Source organism: Nitrospirillum karajorum (assembly GCF_036348415.1).
In the GTDB taxonomy this organism is placed as follows: Bacteria; Pseudomonadota; Alphaproteobacteria; order Azospirillales; family Azospirillaceae; genus Nitrospirillum; species Nitrospirillum amazonense_B.
Genome location: NZ_JAZBQB010000003.1, coordinates 1,964,761 through 1,985,414, shown reverse-complemented (window position 1 = coordinate 1,985,414; position 20,654 = coordinate 1,964,761). Strand labels below are relative to the sequence as shown.

The window sequence follows — 20,654 nt, the reverse complement described above, 5'->3', positions numbered from 1 at the left end:
GTCTGTATAGACCCCTGGGACAATCACGCCGGCCGGAAAGGCTTATTGCTTTTGCCGCAGCGCAAAATATTACAAGCTTGCGACGTGCCGCTTTACTTCGAAATGTTCTGGCGGAATGGGGCGGTAATTCGCATCAATCAATCCGCGACTATGCAAAGTGGCTAGATTGTCGGCCAGATTGTCGATGCAGGCGGCGCGATCCCAGCCTTCCAGCCAATTCTGCTCCAGGAAGGCCATGATGGCGGGCTGGCCCAGCTCCACCTCCCACAGGATGCCGATGAGGGAGGACAGGGCCTCTTCCTCGATCTGGGTTTCCTGGTCGACGCAGATGGCAGCGTTGGCCTCATTCACCCGGCCCGTCTCCGGCCCGGCGCCCAGGCCGAAATCAACCAGGCCCCGCCGCTCCGGCGGCGCCACCAGCCAGTGGCCGATCTCATGGATCAGCACATAGGACTCGCTCTGTGTGCGGATGGCGCGGCCGTCCCAGCTATAGGCCTGCATGGGCAGCTCATCGATGGTTTCGATACCAAAACGATGGGCCAGCGCGATGCCGTCCGCGCGATGCTGGGCCGTGTCCACACCCAGCGGCACCAGGTCCAGGGTGCCGGCGATGCGCTCGAACACCTCGGCGACCAGCGGGTCCGCCCCCGCCAGGCGACCACGCAGGTCGGCCAGGATGGGCGGCAGCTCCTCCAGGGGAATGGGGGTGAGGATCATGCCCGCTCCAGCACTACGAAGCTGTGCGCCGGGGCCGGGTCGGCCTCCACCTCCAGGGCCGGGACATCGCGCCGCGACACCTCGCGCCATTCCGCCCGGTCGAAGGTGGGGAAGAAGGCGTCGCCCTCCGGGCTGGCGTGCACCTCGGTCAGGTACAGGCGGTGCGCGGTCTTCAGGGCGGTGGCGAACAGCAGCTCCCCACCGATGACCATGACCTCCGCCGCGCCATCGGCCGCCGCCACCAGGCGGGCCTGCTCGATGGCGGCCTCCAGGCTGTGGCAGACCACGCCGCCGTGGGCGCGGTAGTCCTTCTTGTGCGTCACGACGATGTTGGTGCGGCCCGGCAGGGGCTTGGCCCCGATGCTCTCCCACGTCCGCCGGCCCATGACCACCGGCTTGCCCAGGGTCATCTCCTTGAAATACTTCAGGTCTCCCTTCAACCGCCACGGCAGGCGGTTCTCCACCCCGATGACGTTGTTGGTCGACACGGCGGCGATGAGGGCCAAGGGAATGGGCGCGGAATCGGGCATGGGATCAAGGGGCCTGGCTGATGAACGCTCAAGGCCTGCGGTTTTACGGCAAATGGGGGGTGGTGAGAATGCGGAAGATCAAAGGGCGGGGGTGCGTTGAGGAATACCGGGAGCGCAGTCTAAAGCTTTTTCAGGGCCGGCTAAAATGCCTTAATTTCATTCGGCCGCGCTATATCCACATACCTAAGAAACTCTCGACCAAGGTCGGTGATTGAGAAAATATCGTTAGCGGAATGGACCAGGCCTTTGTTAATCAGAAAGCTAGCCCAATTATCAAAGCTATAATTACTGTAAACTTCTGGGTATTTAGCCTTTGCGGCGTTAAAGAATTCCATAACGCTGGATTTATCAAGAAAACCGCGAACTCTCATTTCTCTCATGGCGCTAATCTGACTGGAAAATATAACAGAGAATATGTTTGAGAATTCAGAAATAACTCTCAGTATCGCTAGATGAGTCACAAGATAATCAATTTTTTCATCTGTGTTTGATGAAATGCTCTTCGAATCAATTTCTGATTTAATTGCAATTCTTTCCATTTCAACTATTTTATTTTTATCATAGTCGATCTTAGAGAAAATATTCTCCAGAATATTGGCGTTATTTTTTTCATTCTCTTGTTCTTTTGTCGGATCAAATGTAACGCCATCTTTCTTTATACTCGAAATCCTACCAATAAGCGCCTCGATCGCAGGGAATAATTTTTTTAACTCTTCTCTGAACGTGAGAATAAAAAATAAAACAAGCGCCGGCCAAGATACACCTTTTAAGAAATCCAGAAATAATTTAAGTGTTTCCAATGTATTTCTCCAATATATTTATTAATCAAAACACCCGCACGGCGTCCGCCTCGATCCGTCCCCGCCGCCGGGGATGAATCCCCTCGCGGGTCATGACGTCCACCTTGGCACCCAGGATATCCTGCAGGCGCTCTTGCACTGCTGCCAGGCTGAACAAGGTGAAACCCTGGGGCCGGTCCAGGTCGAAGAAGACATCCACATCGGATGTGTCGGTCGCCTCATCCCGCGCGACGGAGCCGAACAGGAACAGCGCGCCGATGCCGGCGTGGCGAAATTCCGGCTCGTGCTGCCTCAGCAAGTCTATGGCGTGGGCGCGGTTCATTTGGGCGTGATCGTATCGGCAACGGACGCCTTAAAGGTAAGTCCGCCCACCTGCCCTGTCCACGCCCATCAGCCGCCCGCCTTGAGCGCCAACAGCCGCCGCTCGGCGTTCTGGTTCTTCGGGTCCAGTTCCAGGGCGCGCTGGTAGGCCAGGATGGCGGCCGGCTTGTCACCGCTGGCGGCCAGCGCCTCGGCCAGGCTGTCCTGGGCGTTGCCGCTGTCGGGATAGAGGTCGGCGGCCAGCTTCAGGATGGCCAACGCATTCCGGGGCTGGCCATTGCTGAGCAGGCGATAGCCCCAGTCGTTCAATTCCGCCTCCGCCAGCGTCACGCCCGGCTCGCGCGCCTGCAAGGCGGCGTAGAGCGCCGGCACCTGGTCGAAGCCGTGGCGCTGGATGTCCACACGCAGGGCGGCCAAGCCGGCCAGCTTGGCGCCGTAGAGGGCGGCCACCTGGTCGATCATGTCCTCAGGGAAGGCGCCGGACAGGTTGGTCAGGATGACCACGCCCACGTCGTCCTCAGGGTAGAGGAAGAAGGCGGAGCGGCCGCCGCCCGTCATGCCCACGGCGCGGTGGCCGCCATGGTCCAGCACCTCCCAGCCCAAGCCCCACTGGCCGGAACGGCCATCGTTGAAGGCGGCGGGCGTCCACAGCAGGCGCAGGCTGTCGGCGTCCAGCAACTGGCCCTGGGACAGGGCGATCATCCAGCGCGCCATATCCTCCGCCGTGCTGTCCAGGCCGGAGGAGGCGCGGTGCATGGGGCGGAACAGCTCATAGACCGGGTGGGGTGTGGCCACCGGGGCGCCATCCGGCCCCCCAGCGGGATTGGGCGCATAGCTGTTGCGATAGCCGGCGGCCTTGCCGGGCGTGACCATGCTGCTGTCGCCAAAGGCGGTGTGGGTCATGCCCGCCGCCTCGATCTCCCAGCCGATGATGGGGGTGTCGGGCGCCTGGCCGGTCAGCCTGTCCACCCCCCGCTGCACCAGGGTGTAGTTGGTCTGGCAGTAGTCGAAGCGTTCGCCGGGCGTGAACTTCAGGGGCTGGGCCTGCACCCAGGCCCAAATGGCCTCACCCCCCACCCGCTCATCCCGGTCGCCGGGCGCGCGGTTGATGTCGGGCAGGCCGGACATGTGGGTCAGCAATTGGCGGATGGTGACGGGGCGCCAGGCGGCGGGCAGGTCGTCCAGGTACTGGCCGACGGGCGCGTCCAGGTCCATCCGCCCGGCCTGCACCTGCCGCATCGCGGCCACGCCGGTGAAGGCCTTGGTGATGGAATTGACGGCGAAGATGGTCTCATTCGTCACCGGCACCGGCGTCTGCAGGTTGGCCACGCCATAGCTGCGCGACAGCACCAAGCGGCCCTGCTGGATGACGGCCACCTGCAGGCCGGGGATGCCCAGCGCCCGCATCTGCCCCTGGAGGAAGGCGTCCACCTGGGCCGCCACCGTATCCACCGCGACGGCGGCCGGCGGTGCCCGGTTTGCGGCCACCACCGCCTTGCCCGTGCCGGCCAGGCCGGCCATGGGCATCCCCAGCAGCAGCACCGCCGCGATCCCCACCCGTGCGCGCATGATCCGTCCCCGCATCGTTCGCTCAACGGGCGTCATGCTAGCAAGGGCGGGACGGGGTGCGGAGGGCCACTCCGGTGGCCCCAAGGCCGGCACGATCGGCCCGGACGCGCCCGGGAACTCGGAGCGGGCGGGTCAGACCTCCTGCAAGGCCAGCAGGATATGCTTCCACCCCTGATAGCCCGAGGTGGGATCGGAACTGCGGCCCTGGCTTTCCAGGCCCCGGATGGCCTGCTGGGCCGTGTCGACGTAATCCACAGGCCGGTTGTCGATCTGCGCGCGCTCCGCCGCGGTGAAGGGGACGAATTCGCCGTTGGGACCGACCTTGCCGATGGGGCCGGCCATCTGCAGCATGCCCATCTCGGTCAGGTCGATCTTGCCGGCCTTGGCCAACTCCTTCGAGGCGGCGATCATCTGCTTGCGGGTCATGTGGTGATAGTCGACGGCCTTGCTGTCGTCCGCCTTGGCGCCGCCGGCGCTCGCGTCCTGGCCGATGATGTCCTTCGGGGTCGCGCTGGCCGGCGCGGCGCCGCTTTGCGCCGGCGTCTGGCCCAGCGGCGTGCCCCGCACCATCCCCTTACTCAGGCCCATCTGGCCCAAACCCATCTGGCCCAAACCCACCTGGCCGAGGCCGGCGTACAGGTTGGATACCGAACTGACCGTCACTTTCGCCCCCTTTTCATCGGTGATGACAAAAGTGCAAGCACCCGCCGTGCCAGACAGCGGCGATCCGCCGCCCCGCTGGGGAATACGGGATGGTTCTCTCGTTCAAGACGCGAAGCCAGCCGGGCAAAAAGGGGGCGGGTCGGCAGAATCCGCCCCTGGCTAGGCAGAAATTGCCGACTTCAGCAGGCCAAAATGTCGCACCCCCTGCCCCGGCCTTGTCCCGGTGGCCAGGCTCAGGCTGCATGCGCGCACCCATAACCGCCGCCTAAGCCGCCCCCGTGACCGCCATGCCCAAGACAGACGCCCCCAAGACCGACGAGGGCGCCAAGGTGCCGCAGGTGACCCTGATGTTCTGGGTCATCAAGATCGCCGCCACCACCCTGGGGGAAACGGGCGGCGATGCCGTCACCCTGTCCATGGGCCTGGGCTATCTGGCCGGCACCGCCGTCTTCGCCGTCGCCTTCGCAGCCGCCGTGGCGGCGCAGATCGGCGCCCGCCGTTTCCATCCCGCCCTGTATTGGCTGACCATCCTGGCCACGACGACGGTGGGCACCACCCTGGCCGATTTCGCCGACCGCTCGCTGGGCATCGGCTATGCCGGCGGCACGGCGCTGCTGACGGGCCTGCTGGCGCTCAGCCTCACCGGCTGGCGGCTGGCGCTGGGCACGGTTTCGGTCGCCAGCGTCACCGGCGCCCGGGCGGAAATCTTCTACTGGGTGACCATCCTGTTTTCCCAGACGCTGGGCACGGCCCTGGGCGATTGGGCGGCGGACAGCGAGGGGCTGGGATATGGCGGCGGCATCCTGGTGTTCGCCGGCCTGCTGGCGCTGGTGGCGGCCGCCTATGCCTGGACGTCCCTGTCGCGCACCGCCCTGTTCTGGGCGGCCTTCATCCTGACCCGGCCCCTGGGCGCCGTGGTGGGCGATTTCCTGGACAAGCCGGCGGACGCGGGCGGCCTGGACCTCAGCCGCTACGCCGCCTCCGCCCTGCTGCTGGCCTTCGTGGCCGCCTGCCTGGTGCTGGTGCCGCAGCGCGCCGCGTCAAGCCGGCACTGAGGCCGCCCCGAGTCACACCGCGACGTCGGCCTTGATGTGCGGGTGGGGGTCATAGCCGGTAATCTCAAAATCCTCGAAGCGATAGTCGAACAGGCTGTCGGCCTTGCGCTTGATCACCAGCTGGGGGAAGGGCCGCGGCTCACGCGTCAGCTGCTCTTCCGCCTGGGGGATGTGGTTGAGGTAGAGGTGAACGTCCCCGCCCTGCCACACCAGGTCCCCCACGCCCAGCCCACACTGCTGGGCCAGCATGTGGATCAGCAGCGCGCCCTCGCACAGGTTCCAGGGAAGGCCCAGCAGGGTGTCGGCGCTGCGCTGGAAGATCAGGCCCGACAGTTTCCCGTCCGCCACGAAGAACTGATAGGTCATGTGGCAGGGCGGCAGCGCCATGGCCGGCAGGTCGGCCACGTTCCAGCCGGTGAACAGCAGGCGCCGGCTGGTGGGGTTGGTGCGGATGCCGTCCACCAGCTCCTGGATCTGGTCGATGACCGTGCCGTCCGGCCCCTGCCAACGCCGCCACTGCTTGCCATAGACGGGCCCCAGGTCGCCCCACTGGGCGGCGAAGGCGTCGTCGGCCAGCACGCGGGCCTCGAAATCCTCCTGGCTGATGTCCTCGCCCGTTTTCTTGCGGTAGTTGGCCAGCGGCCAGTCCGTCCAGATGCGCACCTTGTTGGCCAGCAGCGGGCGGATGCTGGTGTCGCCCGACAGGAACCACAGCATCTCGTGGATGGCCTGGCGGTGGAAAATCTTCTTGGTGGTCAGCAGGGGGAAGCCGGCCGACAGGTCGAAGCGCATCAGCTCCCCGAACAGCGCCTTGGTGCCCACGCCGGTGCGGTCGACCCGCGTCGCCCCCTGGTCGATCAGGCGGCGCAGCAGCGACAGGTACTGGTGTTCCGGATGCGCCATGGCGGCCCCCTCGCAGGTGCGCGCCGGGTGGCCCGGCGCTGTCAACGGTGTCCCTACATAATGTAGCGGCCGGGTCGCCGGAACCCCATATCTCATGGCGCGGCAGGGATCGGCCGGGCGCGGCCCTGCCATTCCCCGAAGGGCTTTCACTTTTGGTTCCGCGTCCCTATATTAGGGATGTCGGGGCTTGCTCCGACTATGGCGATAAACGCCTTGCGGAATAAGCGTTGCGGACCCGGGGGCGGTACCCGGCGCCTCCACCATCATGGGGGCGAATCAGGATCGACGTGCGTGGTAAAGGCATGGTTTTCGCTCGGCATGGTTCCGCCGTCATCGGGCCGTTTCATAGGTGCCAACGATAACACGGCGCCTGCTCTTCGCATGGCCGCCTAATACCCTCAACGGGGTATTAGTGGTTAGCTAAGAACGGGGTTCGGGGGGCACCCGGCAACAGAAGCCCCCCACTGAATCGGCGACCAATCGCCTCGCCCCTGGCCCCGCCAACAGCGGTTCGCGCGCCCAGGCTTGCAAATCGCGCGCCGGGCGGGTCTATTGGTGGCGTCGTCATCCCGCTACCGGAGCGTTTTGCCTACCATGTCCACTGATCTCCTTCGCTACGACCGTATGGTCGAGGCCGCCCTGCGCCGGGTCGTGCGCGATGCGCTGAAGGAAGTGCAGGAGCATGGCCTGCCCGGCGAACACCACTTCTTCATCAGCTTCCGCACCCAGTATCCGGGCGTGCGCATGCCGGAATTCCTGCGCGCCAAGTACCCGGATGAGATCACCATCGTCCTGCAGTACCAGTTCTACGGACTGGACGTGAACGATGAGCGGGTGGAAGTGACGCTGAGCTTCAACGGCAACCATGAGCGCCTGGTGGTGCCCATGGCCGCCATCACCACCTTCGCCGACCCCTCGGTCAACTTCGCCCTGCAGTTCCAGCCCCCCGATGAGGAGGAGGCGGAAGAGGTGGTGGACGAGGCCGTCGAGGAAGAGGCCGCGCCTGCGGCCGAGGATGACGACACGCCCAAGCAGGGCGGCACCGTCGTGGCGCTGGACGCCTTCCGCAAGAAGTAAGGGCCGCAGGACGTAAGCGCCCGCGAGAAGGGGGAGTACCATGGCCGTCTCCCCCGATTTCCTGGACCACGTCCTGGACCTGCTGGCTCCGTTAGGGCCGGTGGAGGCCCCGCGCCTGTTCGGCGGCCGGGGCCTGACCCTGCATGGCCGCAATTTCGGCCTCATCACCGGTGACGACACCCTCTACCTGAAGGCCGATGCCATCAGCCAGGCCACGTTCGAGGCCGCCGGCTGCGTCCGCTTCACCCCCTGGGCCGACAAGCCCCACCGCTCGCTGGGTTATTACACCCCGCCCGAGGGCGCCTTGGACGAGCCCGACGAACTGCTGCGCTGGGCCCGCCTGGCCGTCGACGCCGCCCTGCGCGCCCCGGCCAAGGCGCCGAAGAAGGCCAAGGGGCCGGTGGCGAAAAAGAAGACCCTGGCGGACATGCTGCTGGAGTAGAGGGGTTCTTGGGACCGCCTCGACAGTTGACCGGCGCCGTGGCACTGTAATCGCATGAACAGCCCAACCAAACACACGCTGTCCGAAGTCGAGGCGGTTCTTGCGGCCAGCGAGGCCGAGACCGCACGCGGCGATACCGTGCCCCTGGCACCCGTACTCGGCCGGATCAAGGCGAGCATTGCCAGGATGGAAGCGCGGCAGGGCAAATCGCAGGCTCAGCCCCGTAAAGCCTGACTGTAACCGTCCGCCTCAGTCCTCGAGCCGAAGCACAGGTGGACGCGCTGATCGCGCACTATGAGCGGCTGGGTCGATTGGCCGCCGCACACAATCTCCTGGCTCCCCTGGAAACAGTCGCCCAGCGCATTGAGGCCAATCCCCTTGCGGGACTGTCGGCACCGCGCCTCTATCACACCCTGGCCAAACCTGGCCGCCTGTGGCTGCACATTGGCGCATATTGGATCGCCTATACACTTACGCAACCCGCCGTCATTCAGGCCGTGATCTACGATACCGCCAACATTCCACGCCGCCTTTAACCCCACCAAACAAAAAGGGCGACCCCGGTGGGAGCCGTCCTTTTCGCATCAGTGCCCAACCCCGGTGGGGATCGGGTGTCCAGGAAGCTGCGCAGCTTGCGCAAGCGGGACATGCCACGCGCCCCCCGATCAGTCCTCGTGGCGGTCCACATATTCCCGCAGGGCTTGATTGATACGGCTTTGATAGCCCCGCCCTTGGGGATGCTTGCGGAACCAGGCAATCAAATCCGCATCCAGACGCAGGGTCAGTTGCTGCTTCACCGGCCGGAACATGCCTCGTTGCGCGCCAGTCCAGTCGGTCCGTTCCGGAATGTCGACCGTGTCGATTTCCTCATCCGGCATCGCGACCAGGGCCTTAATCTGCGCTTCCAATTCAGGGGACAGATCAGCGGCAGATTCGCGCCGCTTGCGCGCCCTGAAGATCGCCCGCTTCTCAGCCATCTTCATAATCAGCCCTTTCCCTTGCCGTCGCCTTTCTGGCGCTGATGATCCGGCCGGCGGCCCCTCCCCCATCATCGGGAAGGGTGTGAACCACGAACAAAATCAGATCCGCAGCGCCTTTGACCACAGAGCATACGGTGTCCCAGCGTTCCTCATCGGGATAAGGATCTTCCATGGTCAAGGCATAGGGATCATCAAGCGCCAGGGCGGCCAGTTCGAATCCGACCTTGTGCTTCCGAAAATTGGCCTCGGCCTTCTTTGGATCCCATGTCCAGCGCAAGGCATCCAGCCCCTCTTTGTAGCTACATAAATGTAGCTACAAACATATCTGGCGACAAGATGGCCCAAACAAAAAGGGCGACCCCGGTGGGAGCCGCCCTTGTCGCTACTCAATACCCAACCCCGGTGGGGATCAGGTGTCCAGGAAGCTGCGCAGCTTGCGCGAGCGGGACGGGTGCTTCAGCTTGCGCAGCGCCTTCGCCTCGATCTGGCGGATACGCTCGCGGGTCACGCTGAACTGCTGGCCCACCTCTTCCAGGGTGTGGTCGGTGTTCATGCCGATGCCGAAGCGCATGCGCAGCACACGCTCCTCACGCGGGGTCAGCGAGGCCAGGACGCGGGTGGTCGTCTCGCGCAGGTTCGCCTGGATGGCGGCGTCCAGCGGCAGGACGGCGTTCTTGTCCTCGATGAAATCGCCCAAGTGGCTGTCTTCCTCGTCGCCGATCGGCGTCTCGAGGCTGATCGGCTCCTTGGCGATCTTCAGGACCTTGCGGACCTTCTCCAGCGGCATCATCAGCCGCTCGGCCAATTCCTCCGGCGTCGGCTCGCGGCCGATCTCGTGCAGCATCTGGCGCGAGGTGCGCACCAGCTTGTTGATCGTCTCGATCATGTGCACGGGGATGCGGATGGTGCGGGCCTGGTCGGCGATGGACCGGGTGATGGCCTGGCGAATCCACCAGGTGGCGTAGGTCGAGAACTTGTAGCCGCGGCGGTATTCGAACTTATCAACGGCCTTCATCAGGCCGATGTTGCCCTCCTGGATGAGGTCCAGGAACTGCAGGCCGCGGTTGGTGTACTTCTTGGCGATGGAGATGACGAGGCGCAGGTTGGCCTCCACCATTTCCTTCTTGGCGCGGCTGGCTTCCTTCTCGCCCTTCTGCACCGTGGAGACGATGCGGCGGAATTCGCCGATGGGCAGGCGCACGCCTTCCGCGATCTCGTTGATGCCCTCGCGGACCTTCACGATCTCGGTGGCGCTGCGCTCGGCGAACTTGGCCCAGGCCTTGGAATTGCCCTTCACCCGGTCCAGCCAGTTCGGGTCCAGCTCGGAACCGTAGTAGTGGTGCAGGAAGTCCTCGCGCTTCACCTTGCAGTCGGTCGCCAGGCGCAGCAGCTTGCCTTCCAGACCCATCAGCTTGCGGTTCATGCCGTACAGCTGCTCGACCAGGGCCTCGATGCGGCTGTTGTTCAGCCGCACGGAGTTGACCAGCTCGGTCAGCTCGGCCTTCAGCTTGTCGTACTTCTTGTCCTGGGCCTTGCCCGGATCCTCGCCGCGCTGGATGGCCGCCAGCCGCAGCTCCTGCATCTTGTGCAGCTTCTCGTAGGTGTCCTCGATGGTCTGGAAGGTCTCCAGCACCATGGGCTTCAGCTCGGCCTCCATGGCGGCCAGGGAAATGCCGCCCTCCTCCTCGCCGCCCTCGCCGGGTTCACCGCCCTCGGCACCTTCGGGACGCTCACCGCCCTCGCCGTCGCCGGCGCCCTCGCCACCCTCGGCGGCACCTTCCTCGCGCGGGGCCTCCTCGGCACCCAGCACGGCCTCGGTCAGCTCACCGGACTCCGGGTCGACGCCATAGGTCGCATCCAGGTCGATGATGTCGCGCAGCAGCATCTTCCCTTCGTTCAGGGCCTCATGCCACTGGATGATCGCGCGGATGGTCAGGGGCGATTCGCAGATCGCGCCGATCATCATCTCGCGACCGGCCTCGATGCGCTTGGCGATGGCGATTTCGCCCTCGCGCGACAGCAGCTCCACCGAGCCCATCTCGCGCAGGTACATGCGCACGGGGTCGTCGGTGCGGCCGATGTCGTCATCGTCCAGGTTGCCGGAGACGCGGCCTTCGCCGTCGCCGCCGCCTTCACCGCTGGCCTCGGAGTCCTGCTCCTCCGATTCGATGACGTTGATGCCCATCTCATTGAGCATGGCCATCGTGTCCTCGATCTGCTCGGAGGAGGACTGGTCGGGGGGCACGGCCGCGTTCAGTTCGTCAATGGTGACGAACCCCCGCTCCTTGCCGCGCTGGATCATCTTCTTGAAGGCGAGGCCCATGCCGTCCATCAGCGGGCCGTCCAACTGTTCCTCACGCGCCTCGGAAACGTCCGCACTCTGCGCTGCTTTCGTGGCCATTCGCTCAATGTCCCCGACTAACTGAAATGCAAACCAACTGAACGCCGGTTCAACCCTGACAGCCGGCCTTCATGGGCGCCGGCCCATACCCTTTACTCCAAACCAGGCCCTTTACTCGAAACCGGGGCCTGAGCCCGTCGGCACCGGATCGCCGCGACCAGGGCGACGAAGCCGGCATTGCCAATACCGCGGACACCCGATACCCAAAGAAAGCGCGCGTTCCCACCAAAAACAGGGCTTGGGACGAAAAAAGGCGCCGCACCGGACAAAATCCCCCGGTAACGCCACCCCCTCGACATCCTAACCGTCCGTCCAGGCCGGACCCGCATCGCCTTTTCGCGTAATCGTCGCTCCCCAGCGCCAACATCAAACGTTCCTCGGGTGGCGGCGTCAGACGCCCTCACCCTCCGGATCCAGGGCATGGCCCCGGCGTATCAACTCTTCCCGTTTAAGGGCCATCAGCCGGGCCAGGGTCTCCTCGCTGGGATCCTCGGCCAGGCGCCGCTCCGCCTCGCGCAACTCGGTCTGGAACACCAATTCCTGGGAATTGAGCCAAACCTCCTGCCAGCCCGCCCGGGCGGACTCGGGCGTCGCCTCCGGACGGGCGTAGGAGGGCAGGTCCGCCCCCAACGTTTCATCCAGTTCATCGGCAAAGCCGCACGCTGACAAGTGGCGTCGCAAACCCGCCGCGTCAAGTCCCGAATCGTGGGACAGGCATTCGACCAGGGCCTGGCGCAGCCGTTCCAGCCCCTCGGTGGCGAAACTGATCATGGCCAGCGTCTCGCCCAGTGTCTCGAACAGCACGGGATGGTTCAGCACCACGGCCAGCAGCAGGCGCTCGCGCCAGCGCGCCGACCCGATCTCGACGCGGGCGCGGAAACGCTTGTCCCACTGCCGCGCCACTGGGAAAGGCGGGGCGCCGGGGCGCTGCCCGCGCGTGAAGCCTCCCCCGCCCCCGGCTGGAACGCCGGGCGCGGGGGACGGCCCAACTGGTACAGGCGATCCTTGAAGGCGCGGTGATAGGCGTTGCGCACCCGGGCGTCGGGAATGCGCTCCAGCTGCGCCTCCAGGGCCGCCTGCATGCCGGCCTGGGCGTCGGGCTGGGCCAGGTCGCGCTCCGCCGCCTCCATGTCCCACAGCACGTCCGTCAGCGGCCGCGCGCGGTCCAGCACCGCCTGGAAGGCGGCGGCGCCGCCGGCGCGGATCAGGCTGTCGGGGTCCTCCTTCTCCGGCATGAAGGCGACACGCACGGAATGATCGGGCATCAACAGGGGCAGCACGCGCTCCACCGCGCGGAAGGCGGCGCGCCGGCCGGCGTTGTCGCCGTCGAAGCACAGGATGGGCATGCGCTGCCCCTCGGGCGCCAGCTTCCACAGGGCCTGGATCTGCGTCTCCGTCAGCGCCGTGCCCAGTGGCGCCACCGCCCCCTCGAACCCCGCCATGACGCTGGCGATGACATCCATATAGCCTTCTGTGACGATCACCGGCTTGCCGTCCGCCGCCGCCTGGCGCGCCCGGCTCATGCCGTAGAGGATGTCGCCCTTGTGGAACAGGGGGTTCTCGGCGGAATTGATGTACTTCGGCCCCTCCCCCTCCAGGATGCGGCCGCCGAAGGCCACCACCCGGCCCCGCCGGTCGGTGACGGGGAACAGCACCCGGTTGCGGAAAAAGGGGAAGGGCGCGCGGCCGTCGTCCGGCCGCTTGAACAGCCCGGCCTCCACCATGTCGGCCTCGGTATAGCCGGCGGTGACCAGTTCCGCCCTCAGGCCGGCGCCGTCGCTGGGCGCGTAGCCCAGGCGGAAACGGGCCATGGCCTCGTCATCCAGGCCGCGGCCGCGCAGGTAGGCCAGGCCATGGCGTCCCACGGGGGCGCGCAGTTGCCCCTCGAACCAGCGGGTGGCGCGTTCCACCAGATCATAAAGCGACTTCTCGCGCTCGAACCGCTCCCGCTCCTGCGGGCTGGCCTTGGGCACCGTCAGGCCGGCCTCGGGCGCCAGCGCTTCCACCGCCTCCATGAACGACAAATTGTCGTTGCGCATGACGAAGCCGATGACATCGCCATGGGCGCCGCAGCCGAAGCAGTGGAAAAAGCCCTTCTGGTCGTTGACGTAGAAGCTGGGCGTCTTTTCGTTATGAAAGGGGCAAGGCGCGCGGAACTCCCGCCCCGCCCGCTGCAGGCGCACGCGCCGCATCACCACGTCCGACAGGGTCAGCCGGTTCCGCAGCTCTTCCAGGAATTGGGGCGGCAGGGCCATGGGACGTGGACGGATCCGGAAATGTTGGGTTGATCAGCAATAAGGACTCGGAAGGGGCGGACGCATGCCGCCGGCCCCGGCCGGAACTCAGCCGTTCAGGGCGGCCTTGACCAGCGGACCGACGGTGGAGAAGTCCATCTGCCCGGTGTACTTGTCCTTCAGCACGGCCATGACCTTGCCCATGTCCTTCACGCTGGCGGCGCCGGTATCGGCCACGGCCTGGGCGACGGCGGCCTTGGTTTCCTCCTCCGTCAGCTGCTTGGGCAGGAAGGACATGATGACGGCGATCTCCGCCTCCTCCTGCGCCGCCAGCTCCTCACGGCCGCCCTGGCGGTAGAGGGCCACCGACTCACGGCGCTGCTTCACCATGCTCTGCAGCATGCTGCCGATCTCGGCCTCGGGGATGCCATCCATCTGGCCCTTGGGGCGCGCGTCGATGTCCCGCTTCTTCAGTTCCGCCATGATCATCCGGACGGCGGACAGCGTCTGCGCGTCCTTCGCCTTCATGGCGTCCTTCATGGCCTGGGTGAAACGTTCGCGCAGCATGGGTCGGCTTCCTCAAGAGGCATCACGGCAACCGGCATCCAGCCCGGTGACCCTGGTTCGGGGCGCGCACGGGACTGAAGCCAATCAATGGGGAAGGACGAACCTTAACCGCCCTATCCCTTGAGCGCCAGCGCCCAGATGACGGAGGCGCCCCCGCGCCGCAAGCATGGGGGCCATCGCTTGACCCGGCCGCCCGCCTTCTTTATGTCACAGAGAATTTCCGACGATATTGGGGCGGCCCATGGGGCATGCCCGCGCTCCAGGGGGCGGTTCCCGCCCCGCCTAGACGCGCGCCCACAAGGTCGAACCGGAAGAGATTGAGAGGGCACATTCAAGGGCGGTTGCCACGACCGCCGTCCAGAATGTGCCCCGCAGCGAATGGATTGACGACATGACCGCAGCCGCCCCCACCCGACCCCCGCAGCCTGAGGGCGCCACCGGCGTGCTGGTCCTGGCGGACGGCAGCGTCCACTGGGGCAAGGGCATCGGCGCCGCCGGCCAGTCGGTGGGCGAGGTCTGCTTCAACACCTCTATGACCGGCTACCAGGAAATCCTGACCGATCCGTCCTACGCCGGCCAGATCATCACCTTCACCTTCCCGCACATCGGCAATGTCGGCACCAACGACGAGGACATCGAGACGGTGACCCCGGCGGCCCGCGGCCTGATCCTGCGCGCCGACATCACGGAGCCGTCGAACTGGCGCGCCACGCGTGGCCTGGACGCCTGGCTGAAAAGCCACGGCCTGGTGGGCCTGGGCGGCCTGGACACCCGCGCCCTGACCCGCCGCATCCGTGACGGCGGCGCCCCCAACGGCGTCATCGCCCACGCCCCTGACGGCAAGTTCGACCTGGACGCCCTGGTGGCGCAGGCCCAGGCGTGGCCGGGCCTTGAAGGCATGGACCTGGCCAAGGACGTGACCTGCGGCCAGACCTTCACCTGGGATGAGAGCGCCTGGACCATCGCCGGCGGCTATGGCCGCCAGACCGACCCCAAGCATCACGTCGTGGCCGTCGATTTCGGCGCCAAGCGGAACATCCTGCGCTGCCTGGCCAATGCAGGCTGCCGCGTGACGGTGGTGCCCGCCACCGCCACGGCGGAGGAGATCCTGGCCTACAAGCCGGACGGTGTGTTCCTGTCCAACGGCCCCGGCGACCCGGCCGCCACCGGCACCTATGCCGTACCCATGATCCAGCAGATCGTGGCCAGCGGCCTGCCCCTGTTCGGCATCTGCCTGGGCCACCAGTTGCTGGCCCTGGCGCTCGGCGGCCAGACCACCAAGATGGAAAAGGGCCACCGCGGCGCCAACCACCCGGTGAAGGACTTGGCCACCGGCCGGGTGGAGATCACCAGCCAGAACCACGGTTTCGTCGTGCTGCCGGAAAGCCTGCCGGACACGGTGGAGGTGACCCACGTGTCGCTGTTCGACGGCAGCAACGAGGGCATCCGCCTGAAGGACAAGCCGGTGTTCTCCGTCCAGTATCACCCGGAGGCCAGCCCCGGCCCGGAGGACAGCCATTACCTGTTCGATCGGTTCATCGAGAACATCGCCGCCCGTTAAGCCGCAATACTGGCGGAAATACTGACGGGTTTAGGGTTGCAGGGCCGGTGAAGCCAGCTTCACCGGCCCTCACCTTTTGCGCCCGGCCGACCCCCTCGTAAAAATTCCGAACCGCTGTTATAAATTTCGTTTGACAGCGGCGTGAGGCCAATAATGGGCGTGTTCGACTTCCTGAAAAAGGACGTGATTGAAAAGGTGAAGGTGCCGGCGTTGGCCGCCAGCGTCGTCATCAACTCGAAGACCTATGCCATCAACAACATGGCGGCCAACAGCTTTACCGCCACCGGCGCCGGCGGATTGGGCCAGGGGGCCACCTTCCGCATGAAGGTGGCGTTCAAGGACAGCAAGGAAAACATCGCCTTCATCTGCGATGGCCAGGTCGCGTCGGTGGTGGGCAAGGATGCCAAGATCAACTTCGTCAACCTGGATGAGGCCCGCCGCCTGAAGGTCGCTGGATTCCTGACGCGCTATCTGCGGTCCCGTTGATCGACGCAGTCTGATAAAATTTTAAATAAATCCATCTAATACAGTTTCCATCATTTGACACACCGACTCCCGCCCAAGGTCGATCGGTGATAGTCTCAAGTGATGCGCGTCTATTCCTGTCTTCTGCCGGCAATCATGACGGTGACCTTTCTGGTCGCCACGATGGCCCATGCGCAAACGGTGCCGCAGATGACGCCGCAGGTGACACCCGTGTCCGGCAGCCCGGCGCAGTGGATGGTGCGCCCCACCCCGTCGCAAGACCCGATGAAACTGGCCCAGCCCCAGCCGGGCCACATGGGCGCGGGCCCCTACGATCCCAGCCCGCCGCCGGCGGTCGCCCTGCCCCTGCCGCCGCCTCATACCCAATCGCGCATCGTCTACGCCTTCGCCGGGCCGGCGGCACGCATGATGACGGTGTCGCGGGAGCTGTCGGACGCCTGCCGCCGGGGCCGCTTCACCCAGCGCATCAACATGCTGTACCGCGCCTTCGGCACCAAGGAGACGCCGCTGGGCGTGGCCTATGGCACCTGGGCCATCAACCTGGTGGACCCTGATCGCAAGCGCGAGGCGGGCACGGTCTATTTCTTCGACAAGCAGGACACGGCGCGCTGCACCGTCTACACCGCCCGGCAGGACGTGCTGCTGCCCTGGTACTACGGCCCCGGCGGCGGTTATGGCAAGGACCCGGCCGGCGCGGCGCCGGTTCCCGGCGGGCCGCCCCAAGCCCCCTAAACCCCTGGTCCCACGCGGATCAAGCCCTGGTTTCGGCCTTGGGGTTGCGGTAGGCGCACCCCCCCACCCCATATGCAGCGCTTCCCCCGGGGCGGCGCCCCTTTATATAAGCGGCTCAGCCGAACAATCCCCCGCGCCACCACTCCAGGGCGGGGGATTGTTTTGTGTGGCCGGCGTCTGGAGCGTCCCTTGCGGATGCCGGACGGACCGGACGGTAGAATTCAAAAAATGGCGGCTGACCCTCATGCCTAAACGCACAGACATCAAGTCCATCTGCATCATCGGCGCCGGCCCGATCATCATCGGCCAGGCTTGCGAATTCGATTATTCCGGTGTGCAGGCGTGCAAGGCGCTGAAGGAAGAGGGGTACCGGGTCATCCTGGTCAACTCCAACCCCGCCACCATCATGACCGACCCGGGCCTGGCCGACGCCACCTACGTCGAGCCCATCACCCCGGCCGTCGTCGCCAAGATCCTGGAGAAGGAGCGTCCCGACGCCCTGCTGCCCACCATGGGCGGCCAGACGGCGCTGAACACGGCGCTGAAGCTGTTCCATGACGGCACGCTGGATCGGCTGGGGGTCAAGCTGATCGGCGCCAAGGCCGACGTCATCGAGAAGGCGGAAGACCGCCTGCTGTTCCGCGACGCCATGGACAAGATCGGCCTGGAAAGCCCCAAGTCGCGCATGGTGAAGTCGGAGGCCGAGGCCGCCGACGCCCTGGCCTATGTCGGCCTGCCCGCCATCATCCGCCCCAGCTTCACCCTGGCCGGCACCGGCGGCGGCATCGCCTACAACAAGGCGGAGTACATCGAGATCGTCCGCGGCGGCCTGCGCGCCAGCCCGGTGAGCGAGGTGCTGGTCGAGGAATCGGTGTTGGGCTGGAAGGAGTATGAGATGGAGGTTGTGCGCGACTGCCGCGACAACTGCATCATCATCTGCTCCATCGAAAACATCGATCCCATGGGCATCCACACCGGTGACAGCGTCACCGTGGCGCCCGCGCTGACGCTGACCGACAAGGAATACCAGCTGATGCGCAACGCCTCGATCGCCGTGCTGCGCGAAATCGGGGTGGACACCGGCGGGTCCAACGTCCAGTTCGCCGTGAACCCGGAGAATGGCCGCGTCGTCGTCATCGAGATGAACCCGCGTGTCAGCCGTTCGTCGGCACTGGCCTCTAAGGCCACCGGCTTCCCCATCGCCAAGATCGCCGCCAAGCTGGCCGTGGGCTACACCCTGGACGAACTGGACAACGACATCACCGGGTCCACGCCGGCCAGCTTCGAGCCGACGATCGACTACGTCGTCACCAAGATGCCGCGCTTCGCGTTCGAGAAGTTCCCCGGCGCCGACGCCCTGCTGACCACCTCGATGAAGTCGGTGGGCGAGGCCATGTCCATCGGCCGCAGCTTCGCCGAATCGGTGCAGAAGGCCCTGCGCTCCATGGAGACCGGCCTGACCGGCTTCGATGAGGTGGACCTGACCGGCGGCACCGGCGTAGTCGACCCGCTGAAGATTCGCGCCGCCCTGTCCAAGCCCACGCACGACCGTATCCTGGTCATCGCCCAGGCCTTCCGCCACGGCCTGACGGTGGAGGAAATCCATGCCGCCTGCCGCGTCGACCCGTGGTTCCTGCGCCAGATCGAAGGGATCATCAAGGCCGAGGCCGGGGTGAAGGCCGCTGTTCAGAAGGGCGGCCTGAGCGGCCTCACCAAGCGCGATTTCGCCGCGCTGAAGGCCCAGGGCTTCTCCGACGCCCGCCTGGCCACCCTGACCGGCAGCACAGAGGCCGCCGTGGCCGCCGCGCGCCGCGGTTTGGGCATCCGCCCGGTGTTCAAGCGCATCGACACCTGCGCCGCCGAGTTCGCCAGCAAGACGCCCTATATGTACTCCACGTACGAGGGTGACGGCAGCGTCCCCGGCGACTGCGAGTCCGAACCGACGGACAAGAAGAAGGTCGTCATCCTGGGCGGCGGTCCCAACCGCATCGGCCAGGGCATCGAGTTCGACTATTGCTGCGTCCATGCCGTCTACGCCCTGCGCGAGGCCGGCTATGAGACCATCATGGTCAACTGCAACCCCGAGACCGTCTCCACCGACTATGACACCGCCGACCGCCTGTACTTCGAGCCGCTGACGGCCGAGGACGTGATCGAGCTGGTGCGGACGGAGCAGGCCAACGGCGAGGTGCTGGGCGTCATCGTGCAGCTGGGTGGCCAGACGCCGCTGAAGCTGGCCCGCGACCTGGAAGAGGCTGGCATCCCCATCCTGGGCACCAGCCCCGACGCCATCGACCTGGCCGAGGACCGCGAGCGCTTCCAGCAGCTGCTGCACAAGCTGAACCTGCGCCAGCCGGCCAACGGCCTGGCCCGGTCGCTGGAAGAGGCGGAGAAGGTGGCGGAGCAGATCGGCTTCCCCGTCGTCATCCGCCCGTCCTACGTGCTGGGCGGCCGCGCCATGGAGATCGTCCATGACCAGGCCGGCCTGAAGCGCTATATGGGCAACGCCGTGAAGGTGTCGGGCAAGAACCCGGTGCTGATCGACAGCTACCTGCAGGACGCCATCGAGGTGGACGTGGACGCCGTCTGCGACGGCACCCAGGTCTATGTCGCCGGCGTGATGGAGCACATCGAGGAAGCCGGCATCCATTCCGGCGACAGCGCCTGCGCCCTGCCCCCCTACACCCTGCCCAAGCCGGTGGTGGACGAGCTGTCCCGCCAGGCCGAGGCGCTGGCCCACGGTCTGAACGTCGTCGGCCTGATGAACATCCAGTTCGCCATCAAGGCGAACCCCGACGGCACCGGCCCGGCCGGCCAGGACATCTACATCCTGGAAGTGAACCCGCGCGCCTCGCGCACCGTGCCCTTCGTGGCCAAGGCGACCGGCACCGCCATCGCCAAGGTCGCCGCCCGCGTCATGGCCGGCGAAAAGCTGGCGGATTTCAAGTTGGGTGGCGCCTTCCCGCCGCACACGGCGGTGAAGGAGGCGGTGTTCCCCTTCAACCGTTTCCCCGGCGTCGACATCCTGCTGGGGCCGGAGATGCGCTCCACCGGTGAGGTCATGGGCCTGGACCCCAACTTCGCCATGGCCTTCGCCAAGGCCCAGCTGGGCGCTGGCGTGACCCTGCCGACCACCGGCACGGTGTTCATTTCGGTTCGCGAACGAGACAAGCCTGCCCTGGTTCCGGTGGCCCGCCGCCTGGTCGATATGGGCTTCAAGATCGTCGCCACCTGCGGCACCGCCAAGGTGCTGTCGGCGGCCGGGATCGCGGTCAGCCAGATCAACAAGGTGCTGGAGGGCCAGCCCCACATTGTCGACGCCATGATCGACGGTGAGGTCCAGCTGGTGTTCAACACCACCGAGGGGGCGCAAGCCGTCTCCGACAGCTTCAGCTTGCGCCGCACCGCGCTCGTCAATAACATTCCCTATTACACGACGGTCGCGGGTGCCCGCGCCGCCGTGGACGCCATCTCGGCGCTGCGTACCGGCAGCCTTGAGGTTGCGCCGCTTCAGTCCTATCTGAGCGGGACTTACTAACCTGCGGGTGATCGATCGACCTGGGGATGACGGCCGACCGGCCGCCATCCCGGGATCAAGATCACCCTCGGGAGGGTT

General features: G+C 65.8%; 22 protein-coding genes and 1 other RNA gene. 10 read left to right on the top strand and 13 right to left on the bottom strand.

The genetic code is table 11. The annotated features are described in order from the left end of the window. Nucleotides 1-69: 69 nt before the first annotated feature. The 6 genes from UCD39_RS22925 to UCD39_RS22900 all read right to left on the bottom strand — a co-directional run bounded on the left by UCD39_RS22925 (nucleotide 70) and on the right by UCD39_RS22900 (nucleotide 4,600). The gene (locus UCD39_RS22925) at nucleotides 70-717 is read right to left on the bottom strand and encodes an elongation factor P hydroxylase (RefSeq protein ID WP_330498021.1); all 648 of its coding nucleotides are present in this window, start codon (nucleotides 715-717) and stop codon (nucleotides 70-72) included. Beyond that, nucleotides 714-1,247: a dihydrofolate reductase gene (locus UCD39_RS22920; RefSeq protein WP_330498020.1), complete on the bottom strand. Its 534-nt coding sequence runs from the start codon at nucleotides 1,245-1,247 to the stop codon at nucleotides 714-716. Before UCD39_RS22920 ends, UCD39_RS22925 begins: the two co-directional genes overlap by 4 nt. 140 nt (nucleotides 1,248-1,387) lie before the next feature. Next, entirely contained in the window at nucleotides 1,388-2,047 is a 660-nt protein-coding gene (locus tag UCD39_RS22915; RefSeq protein ID WP_330498019.1) for a hypothetical protein, read from the bottom strand. Between the two features lie 25 nt (nucleotides 2,048-2,072). Continuing rightward, complete coding sequence (locus UCD39_RS22910) at nucleotides 2,073-2,369, bottom strand: nucleotidyltransferase family protein (RefSeq protein ID WP_330498018.1); 297 nt, start codon at nucleotides 2,367-2,369, stop codon at nucleotides 2,073-2,075. A gap of 68 nt (nucleotides 2,370-2,437) precedes the next feature. Continuing rightward, nucleotides 2,438-3,937, bottom strand: a complete 1,500-nt coding sequence (locus UCD39_RS22905; RefSeq protein ID WP_330498017.1) for a serine hydrolase — start codon at nucleotides 3,935-3,937, stop codon at nucleotides 2,438-2,440. A gap of 132 nt (nucleotides 3,938-4,069) precedes the next feature. Then, a complete protein-coding gene (locus UCD39_RS22900) occupies nucleotides 4,070-4,600 on the bottom strand; it encodes a hypothetical protein (RefSeq protein WP_330498016.1) in 531 nt (176 codons plus the stop codon). A gap of 287 nt (nucleotides 4,601-4,887) precedes the next feature. Here UCD39_RS22900 and UCD39_RS22895 point away from each other — a divergent pair, with 287 nt between their 5' ends. Further along, nucleotides 4,888-5,655 carry a COG4705 family protein gene (locus UCD39_RS22895; RefSeq protein WP_330498015.1) on the top strand — a complete coding sequence of 256 codons (768 nt, stop codon included), beginning with the start codon at nucleotides 4,888-4,890 and terminating at the stop codon, nucleotides 5,653-5,655. A 12-nt stretch (nucleotides 5,656-5,667) separates the two neighbouring features. On the opposite strand, the gene thyA is transcribed toward UCD39_RS22895, so the two are convergent. Then, nucleotides 5,668-6,558, bottom strand: a complete 891-nt coding sequence (thyA, locus tag UCD39_RS22890) for a thymidylate synthase (RefSeq protein ID WP_330498014.1) — start codon at nucleotides 6,556-6,558, stop codon at nucleotides 5,668-5,670. 140 nt (nucleotides 6,559-6,698) lie between these two features. Between thyA and ssrA the strand changes: the two genes are divergently transcribed. The 5 genes from ssrA to UCD39_RS22865 all read left to right on the top strand — a co-directional run bounded on the left by ssrA (nucleotide 6,699) and on the right by UCD39_RS22865 (nucleotide 8,613). Further along, nucleotides 6,699-7,024: a transfer-messenger RNA gene (ssrA, locus tag UCD39_RS22885) on the top strand. A gap of 128 nt (nucleotides 7,025-7,152) precedes the next feature. Further along, nucleotides 7,153-7,635, top strand: a complete 483-nt coding sequence (locus UCD39_RS22880) for an SspB family protein (protein WP_330498013.1) — start codon at nucleotides 7,153-7,155, stop codon at nucleotides 7,633-7,635. Nucleotides 7,636-7,675: 40 nt separating this feature from the next. Continuing rightward, complete coding sequence (locus UCD39_RS22875) at nucleotides 7,676-8,077, top strand: TfoX/Sxy family protein (RefSeq protein WP_330498012.1); 402 nt, start codon at nucleotides 7,676-7,678, stop codon at nucleotides 8,075-8,077. Nucleotides 8,078-8,131: 54 nt separating this feature from the next. After that, nucleotides 8,132-8,311, top strand: a complete 180-nt coding sequence (locus UCD39_RS22870; RefSeq protein ID WP_330498011.1) for a hypothetical protein — start codon at nucleotides 8,132-8,134, stop codon at nucleotides 8,309-8,311. Further along, nucleotides 8,308-8,613 carry a type II toxin-antitoxin system RelE/ParE family toxin gene (locus tag UCD39_RS22865; RefSeq protein WP_330498505.1) on the top strand — a complete coding sequence of 102 codons (306 nt, stop codon included), beginning with the start codon at nucleotides 8,308-8,310 and terminating at the stop codon, nucleotides 8,611-8,613. The genes UCD39_RS22870 and UCD39_RS22865 overlap by 4 nt, the downstream gene beginning before the upstream one ends. 129 nt (nucleotides 8,614-8,742) lie before the next feature. On the opposite strand, the gene UCD39_RS22860 is transcribed toward UCD39_RS22865, so the two are convergent. The 6 genes from UCD39_RS22860 to UCD39_RS22835 form a co-directional block, all read right to left on the bottom strand. Further along, nucleotides 8,743-9,060 carry a BrnA antitoxin family protein gene (locus tag UCD39_RS22860; protein WP_330498010.1) on the bottom strand — a complete coding sequence of 106 codons (318 nt, stop codon included), beginning with the start codon at nucleotides 9,058-9,060 and terminating at the stop codon, nucleotides 8,743-8,745. Beyond that, on the bottom strand, nucleotides 9,047-9,334 hold the full coding sequence (locus UCD39_RS22855) for a BrnT family toxin (protein WP_330498009.1): 288 nt from the start codon (nucleotides 9,332-9,334) through the stop codon (nucleotides 9,047-9,049). Before UCD39_RS22855 ends, UCD39_RS22860 begins: the two co-directional genes overlap by 14 nt. Before the next feature lie 132 nt (nucleotides 9,335-9,466). Next, entirely contained in the window at nucleotides 9,467-11,458 is a 1,992-nt protein-coding gene (gene rpoD, locus UCD39_RS22850) for an RNA polymerase sigma factor RpoD (protein WP_330498008.1), read from the bottom strand. Nucleotides 11,459-11,848: 390 nt separating this feature from the next. After that, on the bottom strand, nucleotides 11,849-12,361 hold the full coding sequence (locus UCD39_RS22845) for a hypothetical protein (protein ID WP_330498007.1): 513 nt from the start codon (nucleotides 12,359-12,361) through the stop codon (nucleotides 11,849-11,851). After that, nucleotides 12,271-13,713: a DNA primase gene (gene dnaG, locus UCD39_RS22840; protein WP_330498006.1), complete on the bottom strand. Its 1,443-nt coding sequence runs from the start codon at nucleotides 13,711-13,713 to the stop codon at nucleotides 12,271-12,273. Before dnaG ends, UCD39_RS22845 begins: the two co-directional genes overlap by 91 nt. 87 nt (nucleotides 13,714-13,800) lie before the next feature. Next, nucleotides 13,801-14,259, bottom strand: a complete 459-nt coding sequence (locus tag UCD39_RS22835; RefSeq protein WP_322482923.1) for a GatB/YqeY domain-containing protein — start codon at nucleotides 14,257-14,259, stop codon at nucleotides 13,801-13,803. A gap of 391 nt (nucleotides 14,260-14,650) precedes the next feature. Here UCD39_RS22835 and carA point away from each other — a divergent pair, with 391 nt between their 5' ends. The 4 genes from carA (at nucleotide 14,651) to carB (ending at nucleotide 20,576) form a co-directional block, all read left to right on the top strand. Beyond that, entirely contained in the window at nucleotides 14,651-15,820 is a 1,170-nt protein-coding gene (gene carA, locus UCD39_RS22830; RefSeq protein WP_330498005.1) for a glutamine-hydrolyzing carbamoyl-phosphate synthase small subunit, read from the top strand. 153 nt (nucleotides 15,821-15,973) lie between these two features. Beyond that, nucleotides 15,974-16,306, top strand: a complete 333-nt coding sequence (locus UCD39_RS22825; protein WP_145729695.1) for a hypothetical protein — start codon at nucleotides 15,974-15,976, stop codon at nucleotides 16,304-16,306. A gap of 135 nt (nucleotides 16,307-16,441) precedes the next feature. Then, the gene (locus UCD39_RS22820) at nucleotides 16,442-17,038 is read left to right on the top strand and encodes a DUF8265 family protein (RefSeq protein ID WP_330498004.1); all 597 of its coding nucleotides are present in this window, start codon (nucleotides 16,442-16,444) and stop codon (nucleotides 17,036-17,038) included. Nucleotides 17,039-17,282: 244 nt separating this feature from the next. Next, complete coding sequence (gene carB / locus UCD39_RS22815; RefSeq protein ID WP_330498003.1) at nucleotides 17,283-20,576, top strand: carbamoyl-phosphate synthase large subunit; 3,294 nt, start codon at nucleotides 17,283-17,285, stop codon at nucleotides 20,574-20,576. Nucleotides 20,577-20,654 lie beyond the last annotated feature (78 nt).

What these genes read in the sequence shown, in the direction of transcription:
- UCD39_RS22925 (WP_330498021.1), bottom strand. Translation starts at nt 717, where the DNA reads ATGATCCTCACCCCCATTCCCCTGGAGGAGCTGCCGCCCATCCTGGCC.
- rpoD (WP_330498008.1), bottom strand. Translation starts at nt 11,458, where the DNA reads ATGGCCACGAAAGCAGCGCAGAGTGCGGACGTTTCCGAGGCGCGTGAG.
- thyA (WP_330498014.1), bottom strand. Translation starts at nt 6,558, where the DNA reads ATGGCGCATCCGGAACACCAGTACCTGTCGCTGCTGCGCCGCCTGATC.
- UCD39_RS22835 (WP_322482923.1), bottom strand. Translation starts at nt 14,259, where the DNA reads ATGCTGCGCGAACGTTTCACCCAGGCCATGAAGGACGCCATGAAGGCG.
- UCD39_RS22895 (WP_330498015.1), top strand. Translation starts at nt 4,888, where the DNA reads ATGCCCAAGACAGACGCCCCCAAGACCGACGAGGGCGCCAAGGTGCCG.
- UCD39_RS22825 (WP_145729695.1), top strand. Translation starts at nt 15,974, where the DNA reads ATGGGCGTGTTCGACTTCCTGAAAAAGGACGTGATTGAAAAGGTGAAG.
- UCD39_RS22905 (WP_330498017.1), bottom strand. Translation starts at nt 3,937, where the DNA reads ATGCGCGCACGGGTGGGGATCGCGGCGGTGCTGCTGCTGGGGATGCCC.
- dnaG (WP_330498006.1), bottom strand. Translation starts at nt 13,713, where the DNA reads ATGGCCCTGCCGCCCCAATTCCTGGAAGAGCTGCGGAACCGGCTGACC.
- UCD39_RS22880 (WP_330498013.1), top strand. Translation starts at nt 7,153, where the DNA reads ATGTCCACTGATCTCCTTCGCTACGACCGTATGGTCGAGGCCGCCCTG.
- UCD39_RS22860 (WP_330498010.1), bottom strand. Translation starts at nt 9,060, where the DNA reads ATGAAGATGGCTGAGAAGCGGGCGATCTTCAGGGCGCGCAAGCGGCGC.
- UCD39_RS22820 (WP_330498004.1), top strand. Translation starts at nt 16,442, where the DNA reads ATGACGGTGACCTTTCTGGTCGCCACGATGGCCCATGCGCAAACGGTG.
- UCD39_RS22920 (WP_330498020.1), bottom strand. Translation starts at nt 1,247, where the DNA reads ATGCCCGATTCCGCGCCCATTCCCTTGGCCCTCATCGCCGCCGTGTCG.
- UCD39_RS22870 (WP_330498011.1), top strand. Translation starts at nt 8,132, where the DNA reads ATGAACAGCCCAACCAAACACACGCTGTCCGAAGTCGAGGCGGTTCTT.
- UCD39_RS22875 (WP_330498012.1), top strand. Translation starts at nt 7,676, where the DNA reads ATGGCCGTCTCCCCCGATTTCCTGGACCACGTCCTGGACCTGCTGGCT.
- UCD39_RS22910 (WP_330498018.1), bottom strand. Translation starts at nt 2,369, where the DNA reads ATGAACCGCGCCCACGCCATAGACTTGCTGAGGCAGCACGAGCCGGAA.
- carA (WP_330498005.1), top strand. Translation starts at nt 14,651, where the DNA reads ATGACCGCAGCCGCCCCCACCCGACCCCCGCAGCCTGAGGGCGCCACC.
- carB (WP_330498003.1), top strand. Translation starts at nt 17,283, where the DNA reads ATGCCTAAACGCACAGACATCAAGTCCATCTGCATCATCGGCGCCGGC.